The organism is Methyloprofundus sp., assembly GCF_965251085.1.
Classification (GTDB): Bacteria; Pseudomonadota; Gammaproteobacteria; order Methylococcales; family Methylomonadaceae; genus Methyloprofundus.
Genome location: NZ_OZ252594.1, coordinates 3,722,998 through 3,742,134 on the forward strand (window position 1 = coordinate 3,722,998; position 19,137 = coordinate 3,742,134).

Sequence of the window (19,137 nt, forward strand, 5' to 3'; positions counted from 1 at the left end):
AAAATGTCCAGTCTTAAGTTTATAAATTAACCACCTTATCGAAAAGTTTTACTTGCGGGTAAATGGGGGCGGGTCTTTGGTTTATGATTCTTACAGTCAACAGGAGTAAAAAAGCTTTAGCTTTTTTGTAATACCTGCAATAGCTAAAGCTATTGCACTCCTTTTAAACTGCTTCAATTTGAATTTGTGCCTCGCAATCATCTTGTGCTGTCACGTCCCCAATAGTATAAAACTGCTGATGAAAGCTATCATCAAGGTTTTTATAGTCTTCAGCGGGTATTCCAGCTAACAAGCCTCCTGAAGTCTGAGGGTCAAAAAGCAAATTAAAGCGAGGCTGTTGTGTGATAGAATCCGGCCATCCCTGCCAATCGATTGCGCTACGGTTTTGAGTGTAAAGACTGCTGTGAATACCCTTCAGTGCTAACGCCTCAGCACCGGACAATACGGGAATAGCATTTAAATTTAAGCGCGCCGCACATGCCGATGCCAGGCACAACTCCTGTAAATGACCGAGTAAACCAAAACCCGAGACATCGGTACATGCCTTAACATTAAGCTGGCTCAGAATCTTTGCCGCCTGGTTATTAGCTTGCAGCATTGAGGCAATCGCCTGATTAAAAACAAGACCATCACATTGATTCTGCATGGCACCGGCGAGTATCACTCCGGTTCCCAGTGGCTTGGACAAAACCAGCTTATCGCCAGAAACTAAGCCTTGTTTATGAAATAACGGTTGCTCTTGTTCAATACCATTAACCACTAGCCCCACTGATAGCTCGTTTGCTTCAGAAGTATGCCCACCTAAAAAACGGCATTGCAAATTATCAAGTTGCCTAGTGAGGCCTTGCATTAGCGCCTTTAACTGCCTTTTTTGTATGCTCTGACTAGCATAGGGCAAGGTAATCAATACCTGAGCTGATTCTGGCTTTAGGTTCATTGCATATAGATCACTTAATGCATGGTTAACTGCAATTTTTCCAAACACCCAGGGATCGTCAACCACTGTCTTCAGTGCATCGACTGTTTGGTAAATAAGCTTTGCATCAGGGCTAATTTGCACTGCATCCTGAGGTTGGTAATAAGCCTCACCCAGCACTTCATTGAGCACTTGCTGTAACACATCAGCGCCTACTTTAGCACCGCAGCCAGTACAGCGTTTTAAGGGGTCGTGTTGCTCTGCTTTTTCTGCGGCTGCAATCAGCGCTGGATTGACTGCCGTTATTGCTGTCATCGATAATTCGGGTAATTGATGAAACTGGTTCATAAATTTAGTATCAATCGAATCTTTCCAGCGCCAGACCCAGTCGCCGGAAAAACTAAGCAATGATTTTGAGCCAGTCGCCCGCTTTTCACCTAACGCTAATAGGCTTAAAAAACCATCCTGCGGTTTATATTCAAGCAGTTTTTGCTTGAGTAATTGCGCGCGCAGATTATGAAATAAAGTGTCTGCCTGTCTAACGGCATATACGCCAGCCTTGGGTCTTGGGTTTGCGACCATATTAGCGATGTCACCTGCTGCGAAAATATGATCATAAGCTAAGGACTGCAGAGTCTGCCTGACTTTCATAAAGCCTGCATCATCACACGCTAATTGACTTTCTTGTAACCATGTCGATCCGGATGCCTGAGTACACCAGATAATTTCATCAGCCTGTATCAAATCGCTATTCTGACAATGAATAACACCCCGTTCAAGTCTGGCAACCCGGGTCGAGCTATGGATGCTTATTTTATATTCTTTAAGCTGCTGTTTTACTCGATTCCTAACTGTGCGGTTATAGCCGGGTAACACATCATCGGCAGCGGTTATCAGGTGATATTGTATCGATTGATTAAATTGTCTGAGCTTAAAGGCAATCGCCATAATGACTTCAACACTGCCAGCACCTCCGCCCACCACTGACAACGATTGTATTTTGCCCTGTTGCACCTGCTGCTGAATTGAGTTCCAACGCTGATAAAACTCACTGATAGGCTTAACCGGTGTGGTAAATTCAGCAGAGCCTGCTATCTGTTGATTCGGGGTTGACCCTATATCGATAGAAACCGCATCAAACTCTATGTCTGGGCGATTTTTCAATGCCAGCGTATTACTTGCTACATCAATGGCTGTCACGCTGTCTTGAATAAAGCGGATATTGGCCCACCGTGATAATTTCACCAGATCGATATGCGTTTGCTCAAAGCTGTAATGCCCTGCAATCAAGCCGGGTAACATCCCTGAATAAGGGGTCATAGTCTGAGGGCTGACCAGGGTAATGCGTACACCGGGTAGTGGATTCATTGCCCATTTACGTAGCACTAGCGCATGGGTGTGCCCACCCCCGACTAAAACCAGATCTTTAAAGATAGGAGTCTGGTTCATTGCGTCATGGTCTTTAAGTGATCATCAACCCAGGCTAGAATTTCTGGCTCCGTGCCACTAAAAATCACTTTCCGCTGCTTATTTTTTAACTGATATTGATACATCGGGTCATAGTATTTCTGCAGTAACAAATAAACCCCCTCATCAAATAAGTCTGTTTTTCCGGTGGTAAATAAATGCTCCAGAGCCCGTGTAAATGAGCTATTTATTTGTTGGTAAAGAACACCGCCCAAACGCTTTTGTATACGCGCCAGACTGCCTAGTAAATATTCAGAAAATTTCTCACCTGCCGCATCACGGTGTTGCTGCTGATAGAGCGGCCAGTTACTGGTAAAGTAATCCTCACGAATAACTGCGACACGTTGCTCTAGCTCACGCTCAAGAAATATAGAAGGTGCCTGTTGCATTTGCATATAAAAACTATCAGGCAGAATATTCCGCCCGATACGCTTACTCTCATCTTCCAGTAATAACCCTGATTGTGGATACTGGTGTCGATACTTCAGGCAAGCTATTGATAATTGATTTTCCCAGTTTATCTGTGTCGGCTGAAAATCATTGACATCACTACCAAAAGCAGAGCCCCGATGATTCGCCAAACCTTCCAGGTCAATATGATACAGGCTTTTGTTTAAGACATGGGTTTTCCCAGAACCGGTAAAGCCACTTAAAATCACCAATGGAATCTGTTGCGAGCTGGCTTCCAGTTGCTGCAATAAATAAGTGCGCATGGCTTTGTAGCCACCTTGAATCAGCGGGTAATCAACCCCCTGCTCTTGCAGCCAGGCTTGAGTCGTACGTGAACGTAAGCCACCACGAAAACAATACAGATAGCCTTCTGGGTGGGCTTTGATAAACTGCGTCCATTGATCCAGCCTTTGTTCACGAATGTCTGGGCTCACCAGTTGCAAACCTAAAGCAATAGCAGCATCCTGGCCCTCCTGCTTGTAGCAAGTGCCAATGGACTCACGTTGCAGATCATCAAGAATGGGAATGTTATGGCTATTGGGAAAAGCCCCTTTATCGAATTCAATGGGAGCACGAACATCCATTAAGGGAATGTCTTGTAAAAAAAGACTTTGATAGTTTTGTGTATCTTGCCTGCTCATTATGCTTAATCTTGATTGGAGGTAATAAACAATACTATCAGCTTATTTCGTTAAAAGCTGTATGTTATACTTCGCACGATCACAGATGCGGATTTCTAGCGGCTGATTTTTTGCCAATAGCTACGTTACTGAAACCGTTACCTAGCTAGCTATGCACCAGTTTCAGCATTTTGCTATCGACAAAAACCAGCGCTCTATACAACCGCATCCGTGACCGCGCGAAGCATACAAAAAGAAGAGGCACTGTCCTTTTTTTCTAGTGCTCATGGCTTTATAGCCACCATTCAATCAATGGGTAATTAACCCCCTGCTCTTGTGCAGCCAGGACTGAGTCGTACGTGAACGTAGGCCGCCACGAAAACAATACAGATAACCTTCCGGGTGGGCTTTAACAAACTGTGTCCATTGCTCCAGCCTTTGCTCACGAATATCTGGGCTCACCAGTTGCAAACCTAAAGCAATCGCAAGCCTTCTCCAATGCGAAATGCGTCTGAAAATTTAATATTGTCACCGTTCAGCATTACTCAAATGGCTCAGTAATAACCACCTTGATAAGTTGCCCTTTTTCAAGAGAAGCGCCGGATTGCAGATTATTTGCAATTGTGCAGCTTTCCTCATCCCAGTCACTGCCAGCCCGTTTTAATAAAGCAGATACGCTCTCACCTGACTCAGCAGGGATGATGCGTAGCCTTTGCTGCTTGACTTCTGCCTTGCCTTTTGCTGTTAGCGGATGAAAGGAAGAAATAGACCGGGAAATTACAGGGCCGTAGTTCGCTGCTGAATTTTTATTGATTGCGGTTAAACGAAATATCTGCTGATTAAAGGCAATCCAGGTCACTGTGGATTTTTGTTTATAACTATTAACTTGTGTTTGACTAGCAGGCAACCCACTAATGGTGAGTTGATTTACGCTCTGATTTGTCAGGTTCGCCTTATTAAGAAATTCACTGGCTGCCTGTTCCGTGTCATCGCCATCACCCTGAAGTTGTAATATTAGCAGCGCATCTTGCTGTTTAGTAACTGCAGCAACATATTGCGACTGATTAGTGGTTTCCCAGCCTGGCGGAAAATCTAGAGCTATATCCATAACTGGGTGCAGAAACTTTTGTTCGATGAAAACGCCCTGCTTAGCATCGGCTCCTACAATTAAGCCATTTAATTTATCCAAAAAGGCTTTATGGTCCTTAGCTATTACGTCTGTTTTCGGTGTCGTACTGGCTTTCGCGTTTAGCTCAATCGCTCTTGTTTCTGTGGCTTTAACTCGCTTTGGTGTTGATGGATGTGTGGCAAGAAAAGCGAGCCCTTCTTCCTGCCCTTGTCTAACCGTTTCGCGATCCAGAGTATGTAGAAAATGAGTAATGCCATCAGGCTGCCATCCCGATTTTACGGCCAGTAACTGTCCTATCGCATCGGCATCATTTTCCTGCTCCCGGCTATAGGGTGCAAGAATCGCAGAGTTCAGCAGCGATCCTGTACCAGACACGGCGTTGGCAAGAGAAGAACTCACTATCCCAACGGCCGCCGAAGTAATACCTGCCACCAGACCAATTGGCGCGGCACGGGTTAAACGTTGCACAGAGTGACGTGCAGCAACATGGCCAATTTCATGACCGATTACGCCGGCTAGCTCATCTTCCGAATTAACCAATACCAGCAAGCCACGGCTGACATACACATATCCACCAGGCAGTGCAAAGGCATTCGGCTCTTGAATATCAACAATCTCAAATTGATAAGTCACTTCCTGATAAGGCGAATACTTCGCCAGGCGCTGACCAATCGATTGTATGTAACTAACTAGCTTGGGATCATCAACCAAGCCCATTCGCTCTTCTACTTGTTTGGCATTTTCAGCCCCGAGTTGCTTTTCACCCTCAACCGATATAAAAACTACTTCACGGTCGCCAGTCACTGGGTTAACTGCACAGCCATAATACAAACTAGCGCTAACAATGATAAGAAGAATTTTTAGTACTCGGTTAATCTGCTGCATCGCTATTTTCCAGGTATGTAAATTAATTTATCGTTCTGCCAAATTTGTTTTGTATGTGCCGCGCATTATCGCCTTCAATTTTATTAATCGCGCGAATTTGTTCTGGCGATGCTTCAATAATACGTTTAAGCACAAACCAGCTGACGCTTTCTGTGTATGGTGCAGTGGTTAACGAACCCTGATAATAATAAAAGCTCTGTTTCATGCTTAAAAAATCACTGACTATATCACTTAATCTGACTTCATCTATTTGAAGCTCAGTTTTACTGTTTTTCTGCTCTGGAACCTTATTTAAAAACTCACTGATAAATTTGTTTTCCTTACCCATTTTAAACAATACGGCAATAACCAGGTAATGCGGAGTGTCATCCTGGTTTACCGGGGGGACCTGATTAACGATATGTAATTCCATCGGAAATGTCATGCCATCAATCAAATGCTCGGATGGGGTATGAAAATGCATTTGTTTTAACTCATATTCCATCCCGCCACTGCTGACAGTACTACCCTGAGCGAAATCAAGTTGCACCGTATGACCCAGGTTTTCTACTGCATTGATCTTGTCCTGAAAGTGCAGGGTAATTTCATGAGCCCTTGCTATGTCTGTTTGCGCAGATAGAATATTAATGGGCGACTGAATCAAGCCATGATCGAGCCCAGGGATAAAGTAGCTTTCCTGGTTAGCGTGCAGCTCATCGCTTAGTTCAACGGGGACTTTTTGACAGGTACAAGCAGTAACGACCATTGCCAATAAAAACATAATAGGAGTTGTGCATCTCATTTATTTCTTTGCCTCAGCTTAAATTATCAATTCTATTAGAAATGCCTGCAAAAGAAATCAAAAATATCTCCCGCCTTGCGAGTCTATAATCTGTTAATCTTTCACCAGCACTTTTACCCTGCGGGTAATCCCACAAAGCAAAGTGTATGCAATCGTGTCTGCACAGTCTGCAATTTCCTCTACTGGCAATCCAGCCCCCCATAACAAAGCCTGATCATCTGACTTGATATCTGGGTATCCAGTTAAATCAACAGTGATCATATCCATAGATACGCGGCCTATTAACGGCAACCGCTGCTGGTTAATTAATACCGGGGTTCCAGGTTTTGCATGGCGGGGATAACCATCGCCATAACCAATAGATATTACGCCAAGGACTGTCTCTTTATTTGCTACCCAGCTACTGCCATAACCGACCGCCTCGCCTGCTTTTACAGTCTTAATTGCGATAATTCGTGAATACAAGCTCATAACAGGCAATAAATCTAGCTGTTCAGCTGTCTTGTTTAATAAGGGAGATGCGCCGTATAGCATGAGCCCCGGCCTGACCCAGTCCTGATGTGTTGCTGGCCAGGCGATAATAGCCGCCGAATTTGCGCTACTCTTTAGCCCAGCATGGTTTTTGGTGGTCTCATTAAACAGCTGTAATTGCTGTTTGGTTTTATGATCCTGAAGATCATCGGCATTCGCGTAGTGGGTCATAAAGTTGACTGATTTTGCAACATTATGACACTGTTGTACGCGCAATAATACGGCTGAAAACTGCTCAGGGCGAATGCCTAAACGGTTCATTCCAGTATCAATTTTCAACCAGACTGAAATCGAATTAGTGTGCTCTGCTGCTTCCAGAAAATCAACTTGTGATGTCGAATGAATAACACACTCTAATTGATAGCGCTGTATCAGCTCTAGTTCATCAGGCCGAGAAAATCCTTGTAATACTAAAACCCTGCCTTGAAAATTCGCTTCGCGCAAGCTAATCGCCTCATCAATCCGCGCTACTGCGAAGGCGTCTACATATTCGGCCAGATATTTAGCCACGGAAATCAAACCATGCCCATAGGCATTGGCTTTAATCACTGCCATTATCTTTGCCTTAGGCGCAAGCTTCTGTACTCTGTTTATATTATGTCTTAATGCACTTATGTTTAGCTCAATATGCGCTGCCGCAGGGATCACTCATAATCTCCGTCGGCATAAGGGTCATGTGCATAGTTTTCAAAACGTGTGTATTTACCCAGAAAGGTTAAGCGCACGGTGCCGATCGGGCCGTTACGTTGCTTACCAATAATTAACTCTGCCATACCTTTATCCGGGCTATCTTCGTTATATACTTCATCCCGGTAGACAAACATAATAACATCGGCATCCTGCTCGATACTTCCGGATTCACGCAGATCTGACATCACCGGTCGCTTGTTAGGGCGTTGTTCCAGATTACGGTTTAGCTGAGATAAGGCAACTACAGGCACATGCATTTCCTTGGCTAGGGTTTTTAAACCACGGGAAATATCAGAAATTTGTGCTACACGGCTTTCTCCACTGGATGGCGATTGCATCAATTGCAAATAATCCAGTACGATTAAGCCCAATTGTCCATGATCACGCGTTAAGCGTCTGGCTCTGGAACGTACTTCATTGGGTGTCAATGCGGGCGTATCGTCGATAAATAATTTGGTTTCAGCGAGTAAATTTATGGCTGAGGTGAGACGCGGCCATTCATCATCATCTAATTTACCGGTACGTACTTTATGTTGATCAATACGTCCTAACGATGACATCATCCGCATCGCCAGTGAATCACCAGGCATCTCCATACTAAACACTGCGACCGGCAGGCCACTACCTACGGCAACGTTTTCTGCCATATTCATGGCAATCGTGGTTTTCCCCATTGAAGGTCGCCCGGCTACAATAATCAAATCACCGGCTTGCAGGCCTGAAGTCATATCGTCCAGATCGGTAAAACCGGTACTCGCTCCGGTAATATTTCCTTCTTGTTCAAATAGGGTTTCTATTTTTTCAACAGCCGTACCCAGCAAATCCTTGATCGAAATAAACCCTGATTGGCCTTTTTGCCGTTGCTCGGCAATTTCAAAAACATTTTTTTCTGCCCCTTCCAGTAAATCACTGGTTGACTGACCTTCAGGATTAAAAGCAGATTCAGATATATCGGTACCTACATGTATCAGTTGCCTTAAGACCGAGCGATCACGCACGATATTGGCATAGGCAATAATATTTGCAGCACTGGGAGTATCTTTTGCCAGTACACTTAAATAGGCTAAGCCACCGGCATCTTCCAGTTCATTGATTTTTCCCAAGGTTTCAGAAATGGTGACTACATCAAAAGGAATCTGCTTCTCTGCCAGGTCCTGTATAGCTTGAAAAATTAAGCGGTGGTCTTTACGATAAAAATCGACTTCGCTGACTTTATCCGCAACCGTATCCCAGCGCTCATTATCCAGCATCAAACCGCCCAGTACTGATTGCTCAGCCTGGATAGAATGTGGGGGTACTTTTAAAGAATCTACCGCTCTGTCGCGACTTTTAAATGCAGTGTCTGCCATATATATTTATCTCTTAATCACTATTTCAATAGCAAAGTGTAACTTGAATGCTAAGCCGCTAAAGGCGAAATAGACTTATTAATCTCTTCCCCATGCTTTTGAATGACCATTTTCAAATCATACGCTGACTGCAAGTTTATCCACGATTGAGCATCGCCACCAAAAAATCGCGCAAGACGTAATGCTGTGTCTGGAGTTATAGCACGGCGCTCTAGCACAATATCATTAATCCTAGATGCGGGGACATGCAGTGCTTTCGCCAGAGCATTCGGCGTCATCTCTAAAGAGGCCAGGTAATCTTCTTTCAAAATTTCTCCTGGATGAATAGGGCGCATATTATTTTTTAACATAAGTCACCTCAGTGGTAATCTATTATTTCAACGTCAAAAGCATGACCATCTTTCCATATAAAACATATCCGGTATTGGCGGTTGATGCGAATACTGTATTGGTCTTTTCTATTCCCCGATAATTTTTCTAAACGGTTACCCGGGGGACTACGCAAGAAATCAATTGTAGTGGCTGAGTCCAGTTGTTGAAGCTTGCGTTCCGCATTTTCTCTAAAGGCCCTGAATACGCCAGGGCACTTACCGCCAAATAGAAACTCTGTATCCGAATCGGCAAATGATTTTATCATGAACTCAGTATAATAGCTTACCGTTTAACGGTAAAGTTATTTATAAGGTGCCCATAAACTAATGGACCTGGTTAGCTCGTAGGATGCTGCTGAGGAACGAAGCGCATCTATCGCGAATGATGCGCTTCGTTCCTCAGCAGCATCCTACCTATTTTAGTCTCACCTTATTATCTTTGATGAATTGCTATGCTTTTGATTTTATTAGGCTGGGGTCAGGTGTTCTGACCTTAGTGTATCTTCTACGTTTCCCTATACACCTTATAATTTCATTTTGCGTTGCATGTACATGCAACGCATGTCTACATAAAACCGACAAAAAACCCATAAAAAAAGGGCTGTAATCATAAAATTACAACCCTTCTTAGCTTATCGATTTCGCTGGTATTTAACAGGAACAAGTCCAGAGTCAATACAGCATATCGATAAAACGATTAACGTTTTGAGTACTGAGGACGCTTTCTCGCTTTATGTAAGCCAACTTTCTTACGTTCCACTTTACGTGAATCACGTGTAACAAAGCCAGCTTTTCTTAACTCTGGACGCAATGTTTCGTCATATACCATTAACGCACGAGTTACACCGTGACGGATTGCGCCAGCCTGTCCTGATGGACCACTGCCTTTAACCGTTACGTTGATGTCAAATTTATCATTCAACTCTACGAGTTCTAACGGAGAACGAGCAATCATTTCATCAGTTTTACGACCGAAATAAACGTCAATTGCTTTATCGTTAATAGTAAATTGTCCAGAACCTGCTTTTGCATAGACGCGAGCTATCGCACTTTTGCGTCGTCCAGTTCCGTAATAATAAGCTTCTGCCATGATATTAACCTGTTAGTTGCCTAAAGCTCTAAAGCTTTAGGTTGTTGAGCTTGATGACCATGTTCAGGGCCCGCATACACTTTTAACTTTTTGAACATTGCACGACCCAGTGGGTTCCGTGGCAACATTCCCTGAACTGCATTATTGATAATACGGTCTGGAAAAGTTTGTCTTAATTTACCTAAGCTCACACTTTTCAAGTTACCAATGTAACCTGTGTGATGGTAATACATTTTGTCTTTTTCTTTATTACCTGTCACGCCGATTTTTTCAGCATTGATGACGATAATATAATCACCTGTGTCTACATGAGGTGTATACTCTGGCTTATGCTTACCGCGAAGGCGTCGTGCAACTTCGGTAGCCAGACGTCCAAGCGTCTTACCCTCTGCATCGATCACATACCAATCGCGCTTCACTTCAGCTGGTTTTGCGCTAAATGTTTTCATATTCGTATCTTTTCGTAAGATTTTAAGTTAGCCGTGCATTATATTAAATTTAAACTTTTCTTTCAAGTTCTTATAATAATCAAGCATAAAAAACAAATACAAAAGACTGTTTTACAATGAATCCAGGTCCCTGGATAAATCCTAACCCTTGCTTTTTAGCATATCCAGCGCAAGCGCTTCGGCTATTTTGATACCATCCACAGCAGCGGATAATATACCTCCTGCATATCCAGCGCCCTCTCCTGCCGGATAAAGCCCCTGGGTGTTAATGCTTTGCAATGATTCACGCTCGCGTTTTAAACGAATCGGTGATGAGGTACGCGTTTCTACTGCCGTTAAAATAGCATCCTGCATGGCAAATCCGCGTATTTTTTTATCAAATGCCGGAATCGCTTCACGTATTGCCGCAATTGCATAGCCAGGCAAGCTACGACTTAAATCTCCCAGTTTCACGCCTGGCTTATATGATGGTTCAACAGTACCCAGTACCCGACTCGGTTTTTCATCCAGAAAGTCACCGACTAATTGCGCCGGCGCATCATAGTTTCCCCCACCTAAAACAAAAGCGTGTTTTTCTAACTGATTTTGCAATTCCAGACCAGCAAGCGGAGAACCAGGATAATCTTGCTCTGGATCAATACCAACCACAATAGCACTGTTTGCATTACGCTCATTACGCGAATACTGGCTCATGCCATTCGTCACTATATGCCCTTCTTCTGAAGTCGCTGCAACCACCGTACCTCCAGGACACATACAAAAGCTGTATACCGATCGTCCATTTTTACAATGATGCACCAGCTTATAATCGGCCGCTCCTAATAGCTCATTGCCCGCATAGTCACCAAAGCGGCATTGGTCAATTAAAGATTGTGGATGCTCTATTCTAAAACCGATGGAAAAGGGTTTTGCCTCAATATACACGCCTTTTGCAAACAGCATTTTAAAGGTATCCCGTGCGCTATGCCCAATAGCAACAACAATATGCTGACTGCTTAAGGCTTCTCCACTGGCCAGTACCACGCCCTGAACTCGTTCATCATCAATGAGTAACTCATCGACTCGTTGCTCAAAACGAATTTCGCCACCTAATGATTCAATAGTATGGCGCATTTTTTCAACCATAGTGACCAGTTTAAATGTACCGATATGCGGTTTACTCAGGTAGAGAATTTCTTCTGGTGCACCAGCGGCTACAAATTCCTGCAGGACTTTACGACCATGATGCTTAGGGTCTTTTATTTGTGTATACAGCTTGCCATCAGAAAACGTCCCGGCTCCGCCTTCGCCAAACTGCACATTAGATTCGGTGTTCAACTCACCTTTGCGCCATAGACCAAAGGTATCTACAGTCCGCTCACGCACCGCTTTACCCCGTTCTAGAATAATTGGCTTGAAACCCATTTGCGCCAAGATCAAACCGGCAAACAGGCCGCATGGCCCAATTCCTATGACTATCGGCCTTTCATTTAACTGTTCTGGTGCCTGGGCTACAAATTGATAACTCTCATCTGGTTTCAATTTAACTTCAGACATCTTGATTCAGACGAAACTAATTTGAGACCATTTCCTAATTTTTTGCGGATGAAGTCAGCTCATAAATTAAGCGCAGATCGGTTCCTGGATAATTGAGTTCCGTTTGATTGAGTTGTTCAAATAACTTTTCTATTGCTTTATTACTTGCAGGTCGGGAAGTACTATGCACACGTATCCGAAGTTGTTTTTTTACTTCATCGGGTAATATATCTGCTTCTGTCACAAACAGCGTTTGTAATAGTTGCCTTGCCATCGGAAAGTCGATTGTCGGTGAGGTTAGCAGAGCGGCCATTGCTGTTTCTGCCCGATAAGCGATCATGTTGACAGTATCTATCAGCCGCTTTTTCCCTGGCAGAAGCTGTTCGAACTTATCTTCGTCTCTCAACTCTTGCCAGGTAATGTGTTTGGGCGTTTGGCTTAGTTGTTCCTTGATGGTTTTTAGTTCATTTTCATAATGCTCTATTTCTTCGAGTAATTCTGCTCGTTTTCTTTCCCATTTCTTGTATTTCACATCTTCCGTTTCATCTTTTTTAATCACCGGATGAAGTTCCATCGCTGCAAATCGAGATAGACGGTAATTGAGTTTGGATTGTATCGAATTACGCTGTCCTTCCTGTTGGCGCCTATCAGGGTTGACCACCTTTTGGGTATCGGATAGTGGCTCTATTCCATACTCCTGTAGCATATCTAGCCCATAGTGGTGCTTCATATATCTAAAAAAGTTCTCTTGGCACCACCGGCTAAACATTCGCCCAGAAACAGCCGTCAACTCTAGTTCATAGGCTGTGGTAATAATACTGGTTTGGTGACCAGAATCAGTCAACTTGCGCACTTCTCTCATCCACATCGCCTGTTTTTTGGTTCCAACCAGACTGCCTCGTTCGGCGAGTTTCATGATGACTTTTTCACCACTCGGTAGGGTGATCTCCTGACTGGAAAAATTGTCCAGTGGCCAATTTTCGGTGGGAAATTTATGATAGGTCATGCAAGCGACACGATGCTTGTCCCACATCTTTCTAAAGAATGCGGGGCTATAGCCTTCTCTATCAAACACCAGGATAAAACGACAGGCTTGTTTGTTTTGCTGTAATGCTTGTGCACTCGGTTGATTCGGAATGTCTTTGAGTAATCGGGGGACGATATCTTCTTCCAGCGTTTTTAGTAAGCCCGGATCCACCGTTTTTTCAACGACAAAGAAGGGACGCCCCGTACCATCATTAACCCAGTAGTCGGTGATACCCCGTAAGCAGAGTTTTTCGCGTGAAACATGCCGTTTGGGAAGTTTAGTCAAGTGTCCATGATAGACACGGACATGACCATCTATGTAGAGTGTTCCTGCTGCCTCTGGTTCATTTTGACCAGACCAGCAAGCGGAGAACCAGGATAATCTTGCTCTGGATCAATACCAACCACAATAGCACTGTTTGCATTACGCTCATTACGCGAATACTGGCTCATGCCATTCGTCACTATATGCCCTTCTTCTGAAGTCGCTGCAACCACCGTACCTCCAGGACACATACAAAAGCTGTATACCGATCGTCCATTTTTACAATGATGCACCAGCTTATAATCGGCCGCTCCTAATAGCTCATTGCCCGCATAGTCACCAAAGCGGCATTGGTCAATTAAAGATTGTGGATGCTCTATTCTAAAACCGATGGAAAAGGGTTTTGCCTCAATATACACGCCTTTTGCAAACAGCATTTTAAAGGTATCCCGTGCGCTATGCCCAATAGCAACAACAATATGCTGACTGCTTAAGGCTTCTCCACTGGTCCATCACTGATCGCCTTGCGAAAGGTATCTGCCCGGATGCCTAATTCTTTAGCGGCTTCGTTAGGCGTCATACCTTGATCCAGATATTCCTGAGCTTGCTGCAAAACCTCAAGCGTAAAGAGTGGTCCTCCCTTGCGAGTCGGGCGAGGTTCAAAAAACGAATCAGCCCCTTTTTCTCGTAGTTGCCTTAATGAGCGCATAACACTACTTTTAGAGACACCAAAGGTTGTAATAATATCGATTGAACGACAGGAACCGGTATTGGTGAGTTGAGAGGTGTGAAGTCTAAATAATCTCTTATTGTCCCTGGTGAGAATAGATCGGGATACCGCCGAGGAAATAAAACCACTCATCATTTCGGTTATCAACACTGACCTGACCATTTATAATAGTCGTACCCTGAGGAATTATTGGGAGCATGAGTTGCTGCATTAATTGAATACCTCGTATGATATGAGGGCTTAGTTTAACCTAAATGAGTACCATTTTCATTTCTTTAGCTGAAAATATCAATCATTGGACAATAATTCCCTAACCCTTTAATTATATTGCCTAGTTTAAGTTTTAATGGATTTCTTTCAGGATAGCGAATCAAGATGTCTGAACTTGCTGATCCTCCGCACAATGCTGTAAAAGTTGCGAATTTTTGCTGGTATCAACATCTAAACTATAGATAAAGAATATATTTCTCTTTTGACGGGCATCATAGCTGCGCTTATAAACACTGTAGTCAAGCAACTCAGTGCCTTTAATACCTAGCTTGCTTGTAATTGCCAGGCGCAGGTCAGAGTCAGTGTGCTCTAAAGGAAGTTTAATATTGCTTAAACGTAACATGTGTTAATTGTGAAGACTATGGATTTGAAATAATCAAACAGAAGATTTGTAGGGCGCGGCTTTAGCCCGCCAATGCCACGGCATTTAAAGGCGGGCTAAAACCGCGCCCTACACAAGAAATTCCCCGGATAAATAATTGATCTACTAAATACGATAAGGCTCTAACTGTATTGATTCTACTCGCCTGCCCAGCATCGTAACCAATCCGTTATAACGCTCTGCGCCGGTGGAAGAAAACTCGAAGGCGTAGGAGCGTCTAATATGTATTTTTCCTCTGAGATCTTTTTTTAGCGATATCCCATGCCATGCAATATATCCATCCAGCATTTGTAATTCCAGCTTTTGGCAATGCCTTATTGTTGCTGCCAGAGCAATTTCTTTTACTTTTTGCGTGCTTTGCCAGTACAGAAATCCTGCTGTAAATAACAATATCATTAGTATATCTGACCACATTATATTTCCATCTCGCCTTCTAGTGCTAATGCCTGTAATTCTTCCAAAGGCGGCATGGAGTCTAAAGACGGCAAATTAAAGTAATCTAGAAACCCCTTAGTCGTGCCATATAAAGCAGGTCGCCCGGGGACTTCCTTATGCGCCAGAACCTTAATCCACTCCCTGTCCAATAAGGTTCTGATCATATACGAACTAACACTAACACCACGAATTTCTTCGATATCGCCTCGCGTTACGGGTTGCTGGTAAGCAATAATCGCAATGGTTTCCAGCAGTGCACGAGAGTATTTCGGTGGTTTTTCAGCAAATAATCGCGCTACCCAAGGTGCCATATCCGTTTTTACCTGAAACCTGTAACCACTCGCCACTTTATGCAAACCTATGCCCTGATCTCTATAATCATAGCTCAAGGAGTCTACTGACTCTTGTATTTGCTGCTTTTCCGGCGCTTCCAGTTCAGGAAAAACGGCATGTAACTGCTTAATAGTCATAGGCTGTTCTGCAGCAAATAAAAGCGCCTCAACAATACGTTTTACTTTACTATTTTCAGCAACAGGCGCGGAAAGAGTATGGCTAATCTGCTCTGGAGCTAGATCCATTGGACCCTCTACACTGGGCTGCTCGGGTATAGATTCTATTGATTCCTGCACACTTAATTGCTCAGCAACACTCTCTTCTGCACCTTGCTCAATTGGCTGTTCAGACACAAGCTCTTGCTTGTCTGGTAAAGCCGTTTGTTCTGCAGCTGGCTCAAGCTCTTGTTCGCTTTGTTCAAGAAGCACTTCTTGATCAGATTGCACATTAGGCAGCGTTGACACAGCATCCAGCTCTGCCTGTAAATAGGCAACCTTGGCAACCAGCTCAGCCATCTTCTCTTGCTGAGCTGATTTTCTAGGCCTTGCCTTTTTTTCAGGTGACACTTTTGGCTTGGGTTTGGGAGCTGGCTCTGGTAGAGAATCGACCGGTAATGCCTTTTCAGTCAAAACTTGCTGTTCAACGATATCAGGCAATATTTGCTGGTTTGATTCGGACTCGGAGCTCTCCGAACGGTTCTTGCTGGAGAATTTCGATAAGCCCTCCTTTGCTGAGTTCAAGAATGGCAAGAAACGTGACAACAACCCCTGCTTTTCCTTCTTGCTGGGTAAAGAGTCGTGTAAAAAGGAAGCTACTCGTGTCTTCGAGTCTTCCCATAATGAGGGCCATTCTTTCACGGACTGATAAGGGTTCTTTAGTTATTATATGATGACTTAATTGTTCAACTCGCCGCAATACACTTTGTAAGGCGAGCACGACATCCTGCAATTCAACTTCAGGCTGACATTTATGTACACTAACTGTCGAGGTATCCACGCTGGCAATAAAAATATCTCGCTCCATGCGCGGTATTTCCTCTAAATCTTCTGCTGCTTTTTTAATACGCTCGTATTCCTGTAGCCTGCGTATCAGGACTGCTCGCGGATCCTCTTCTTCCTCTTCAGCACTAACCTGTCTGGGTAATAGCATACGTGATTTTATCTCTGCAAGCAAAGCTGCCATCAGCAAATATTCAGCGGCTAATTCCAGCTGCAACTCACCCATAGCATTAATATAGCGCATATATTGATGGGTAATTTGAGAGATAGGGATATTAAGAATATCCAGATTTTGTTTTCTTATCAGGTATAGCAACAAATCCAGCGGGCCTTCAAAGGTTTCCAGAAAAACCTTGAGTGCTTCGGGCGGTATATATAAATCTTCAGGTAATTCTAAATACGGCTCACCGGAAACAACCGCTATTGCTTCAGAATCTTCAGCCAGACTAGCATCTGCGCTCAACTATTGTAGACCCGCTATAGTAAAAAACAAATTCTTGGCAATACTAAGCGGATAGCCTAAAATTGCCCCCAGACTATTAGTCATTAACAATATCACCAATAAATAAAAACCATATTGCTCAAACTGATTGTAATATTGTGCCCAGCGCCCCGGTAACGCCCAGGACAAAATACGACTGCCATCTAAGGGTGGAATAGGCAATAAATTAAGCAAGCCCAATACCAGGTTAATCATAATCCCCGCCATTCCGACGTAAATCATTGGAATAGAAATCTCATTGCTATTAATCAAGACACCTAATCTGGCAAACAAGGCCCAGCCAATCGCCATTAGCAGATTTGCTACAGGACCTGCTAATGCCACAATTGCCATATCGTGCTTAGGATTGCGTAAATTCCGGACATTAACGGGGACAGGTTTGGCCCAGCCAAAGACAAAACCGGTAAACGCGAGCATTAAACCAGGCACTAAAATAGTCCCTACAGGGTCTATATGCTTAAGCGGGTTTAAGGTTAATCGCCCCAGCATCCACGCGGTATTATCGCCATAATATTTAGCGACCCGGCCATGAGCAACTTCATGCACGGTAATGGCGAAAATAACGGGCACTACCCAGACGACTATTTTCTGTATTAATGTTAACTGATCCATCTTAATTCTCCAACATAGATGCTACACCTACTCCCTGACGCACAATACTCACTTGATTATCGGCACAGGAAATAATGGTACTATTTTCGCCATTAACAATGCCCGCATCTATAATCAAATCGAGCTCATTTTCTAGGCTTTCACGAATCTCAAACGGATCGCTCAGTGCATACTCTTCCCCTGGTAGAATCAGGGATGCACTGAGCAAAGGCTCGCCTAGCTCTTCAACAATTGCCAGAGCAATATTATTATCCGGAATACGAATCCCAATGGTCTTGCGCTTTGCATGCATCATGCGCCGTGGTACTTCTTTGGTGGCATCCGCAATAAAGGTAAATGGCCCGGGAGTCAGCGTTTTAATTAAGCGATGTGCATCATTACTCAGTTTGGCAAAGCTGGAACTTTGCGCCAGGCTTTTACAGACTAAAGAAAAATTATGCTTATCATCCAGTTTCCTGATACGTTTAATGGTGTCCAGAGGCTGTTTTTCACCTACACGACAGCCCAAAGCATACCCTGAGTCTGTTGGATAAACAATGACCCCGCCTTGGCGTACAATTTTTACCACCTGATAAATCAAGCGTGATTGCGGGTTTTGTGGATGTATTTCAATAAATTGAGCCATAATATCTTACCAGTACTTAATTCTTTAACGCTTCTCTTTCAGCCGTTGTTTTTGCTACTTTATCACGTAAATACACAGGCATAGCCTGTTCTACAGAAACCGTTTGCTGCCTCTGTACACCGATAGCGCCCAGATAAGCCACTTGAGCAGAGCTGGGTAAATATTCAGCATCAAAGCCAATGACTTGTTCGCCTAGACGCGCTGTTAATTCTTGCTGATAACGCTGCCAACCTGAACCTATGCCATAGCCGGTTAATGCCAATGCATTGACATCCGTAGCGGGCTGAACCTTTTCCTTACCAATCAGCTGCGCCACGCCTTCTGAATCGCGTTGATAAACAGCCCAATATATTTCATCCATGCGCGCATCCACTGCTGTAAATATAGTATCGTACGCTGTCTTTTGTAAACATGCCTGACTGATTGCCGCCAGGGTCGATACCGGCACTACCGGCAAATCAGCACCATAGGCAATGCCCTGCATCACGCCCGTGGCAATTCTAAGTCCGGTAAAAGAACCTGGCCCACAACCAAACGCAATCGCATCTAATTGCTGTGGCTTTAATCCTGCCTCAGCCATTAAACTATCAATCATCGGCAATAATAGCTGAGCGTGTTTGCGCGGTGCGATTTCAAAGCGCTGTTGAATCTCTCCATCGATATACAGAGCGGCTGAACAAGCTTCGGTAGCCGTATCAACGGCGAGTATTTTCATT

The 19,137-nt window shown here is 43.9% G+C and carries 22 protein-coding genes; all 22 read right to left on the reverse strand.

All coding sequences use genetic code 11. The features are described from left to right. Positions 1-163 precede the first annotated feature (163 nt). Positions 164-2,365: a selenide, water dikinase SelD gene (gene selD / locus ACQY3F_RS17475; RefSeq protein ID WP_428356231.1), complete on the reverse strand. Its 2,202-nt coding sequence runs from the start codon at positions 2,363-2,365 to the stop codon at positions 164-166. Next, positions 2,362-3,474, reverse strand: a complete 1,113-nt coding sequence (gene mnmH / locus ACQY3F_RS17480; RefSeq protein ID WP_428356233.1) for a tRNA 2-selenouridine(34) synthase MnmH — start codon at positions 3,472-3,474, stop codon at positions 2,362-2,364. The genes selD and mnmH overlap by 4 nt, the downstream gene beginning before the upstream one ends. A 520-nt stretch (positions 3,475-3,994) precedes the next feature. Next, the gene (locus tag ACQY3F_RS17485) at positions 3,995-5,467 is read right to left on the reverse strand and encodes a M48 family metalloprotease (RefSeq protein ID WP_428356234.1); all 1,473 of its coding nucleotides are present in this window, start codon (positions 5,465-5,467) and stop codon (positions 3,995-3,997) included. A gap of 22 nt (positions 5,468-5,489) precedes the next feature. Beyond that, positions 5,490-6,248, reverse strand: coding sequence for a carbonic anhydrase family protein (locus ACQY3F_RS17490; RefSeq protein ID WP_428356236.1), 759 nt, complete (start codon positions 6,246-6,248; stop codon positions 5,490-5,492). A 93-nt stretch (positions 6,249-6,341) separates the two neighbouring features. Beyond that, positions 6,342-7,427: an alanine racemase gene (gene alr, locus ACQY3F_RS17495; RefSeq protein WP_428356238.1), complete on the reverse strand. Its 1,086-nt coding sequence runs from the start codon at positions 7,425-7,427 to the stop codon at positions 6,342-6,344. After that, positions 7,424-8,818, reverse strand: coding sequence for a replicative DNA helicase (gene dnaB, locus ACQY3F_RS17500; protein ID WP_428356240.1), 1,395 nt, complete (start codon positions 8,816-8,818; stop codon positions 7,424-7,426). Before dnaB ends, alr begins: the two co-directional genes overlap by 4 nt. Positions 8,819-8,868: 50 nt before the next feature. Next, positions 8,869-9,168: a HigA family addiction module antitoxin gene (locus ACQY3F_RS17505; RefSeq protein WP_428356241.1), complete on the reverse strand. Its 300-nt coding sequence runs from the start codon at positions 9,166-9,168 to the stop codon at positions 8,869-8,871. 8 nt (positions 9,169-9,176) lie between these two features. Next, positions 9,177-9,455 carry a type II toxin-antitoxin system RelE/ParE family toxin gene (locus ACQY3F_RS17510; RefSeq protein WP_428356242.1) on the reverse strand — a complete coding sequence of 93 codons (279 nt, stop codon included), beginning with the start codon at positions 9,453-9,455 and terminating at the stop codon, positions 9,177-9,179. Positions 9,456-9,886: 431 nt separating this feature from the next. After that, positions 9,887-10,279: a 30S ribosomal protein S9 gene (gene rpsI / locus ACQY3F_RS17515; protein ID WP_428356243.1), complete on the reverse strand. Its 393-nt coding sequence runs from the start codon at positions 10,277-10,279 to the stop codon at positions 9,887-9,889. 20 nt (positions 10,280-10,299) lie between these two features. After that, positions 10,300-10,728 (reverse strand): 50S ribosomal protein L13, encoded by a 429-nt coding sequence (rplM, locus tag ACQY3F_RS17520; RefSeq protein ID WP_428356245.1) that lies wholly within the window; start codon positions 10,726-10,728, stop codon positions 10,300-10,302. Between the two features lie 141 nt (positions 10,729-10,869). Continuing rightward, positions 10,870-12,264: an NAD(P)/FAD-dependent oxidoreductase gene (locus ACQY3F_RS17525; protein ID WP_428356247.1), complete on the reverse strand. Its 1,395-nt coding sequence runs from the start codon at positions 12,262-12,264 to the stop codon at positions 10,870-10,872. A gap of 34 nt (positions 12,265-12,298) precedes the next feature. Beyond that, positions 12,299-13,588, reverse strand: coding sequence for a putative transposase (locus tag ACQY3F_RS17530; RefSeq protein ID WP_428357732.1), 1,290 nt, complete (start codon positions 13,586-13,588; stop codon positions 12,299-12,301). Further along, complete coding sequence (locus ACQY3F_RS17535) at positions 13,585-13,971, reverse strand: FAD-dependent protein (RefSeq protein WP_428356248.1); 387 nt, start codon at positions 13,969-13,971, stop codon at positions 13,585-13,587. The genes ACQY3F_RS17530 and ACQY3F_RS17535 overlap by 4 nt, the downstream gene beginning before the upstream one ends. Positions 13,972-14,024: 53 nt before the next feature. Then, entirely contained in the window at positions 14,025-14,396 is a 372-nt protein-coding gene (locus tag ACQY3F_RS17540; protein WP_428356250.1) for a hypothetical protein, read from the reverse strand. Beyond that, positions 14,341-14,475: a hypothetical protein gene (locus ACQY3F_RS17545; RefSeq protein ID WP_428354266.1), complete on the reverse strand. Its 135-nt coding sequence runs from the start codon at positions 14,473-14,475 to the stop codon at positions 14,341-14,343. Before ACQY3F_RS17545 ends, ACQY3F_RS17540 begins: the two co-directional genes overlap by 56 nt. A 159-nt stretch (positions 14,476-14,634) precedes the next feature. After that, positions 14,635-14,877: a hypothetical protein gene (locus tag ACQY3F_RS17550; protein ID WP_428356251.1), complete on the reverse strand. Its 243-nt coding sequence runs from the start codon at positions 14,875-14,877 to the stop codon at positions 14,635-14,637. Positions 14,878-15,021: 144 nt separating this feature from the next. Continuing rightward, a complete protein-coding gene (locus tag ACQY3F_RS17555) occupies positions 15,022-15,312 on the reverse strand; it encodes a DUF3301 domain-containing protein (RefSeq protein ID WP_428356252.1) in 291 nt (96 codons plus the stop codon). Positions 15,313-15,329: 17 nt separating this feature from the next. Then, positions 15,330-16,340 carry an SMC-Scp complex subunit ScpB gene (gene scpB, locus ACQY3F_RS17560; RefSeq protein ID WP_428356253.1) on the reverse strand — a complete coding sequence of 337 codons (1,011 nt, stop codon included), beginning with the start codon at positions 16,338-16,340 and terminating at the stop codon, positions 15,330-15,332. Then, positions 16,333-17,145: a segregation and condensation protein A gene (locus tag ACQY3F_RS17565; RefSeq protein ID WP_428356255.1), complete on the reverse strand. Its 813-nt coding sequence runs from the start codon at positions 17,143-17,145 to the stop codon at positions 16,333-16,335. The genes scpB and ACQY3F_RS17565 overlap by 8 nt, the downstream gene beginning before the upstream one ends. Further along, positions 17,146-17,796 (reverse strand): site-2 protease family protein, encoded by a 651-nt coding sequence (locus ACQY3F_RS17570; protein WP_428356257.1) that lies wholly within the window; start codon positions 17,794-17,796, stop codon positions 17,146-17,148. Position 17,797: 1 nt separating this feature from the next. Further along, positions 17,798-18,421 (reverse strand): L-threonylcarbamoyladenylate synthase, encoded by a 624-nt coding sequence (locus tag ACQY3F_RS17575; RefSeq protein ID WP_428356259.1) that lies wholly within the window; start codon positions 18,419-18,421, stop codon positions 17,798-17,800. Positions 18,422-18,437: 16 nt separating this feature from the next. Beyond that, positions 18,438-19,136 carry a tRNA (adenosine(37)-N6)-threonylcarbamoyltransferase complex dimerization subunit type 1 TsaB gene (gene tsaB, locus ACQY3F_RS17580; protein WP_428356261.1) on the reverse strand — a complete coding sequence of 233 codons (699 nt, stop codon included), beginning with the start codon at positions 19,134-19,136 and terminating at the stop codon, positions 18,438-18,440. Position 19,137: the final 1 nt, after the last annotated feature.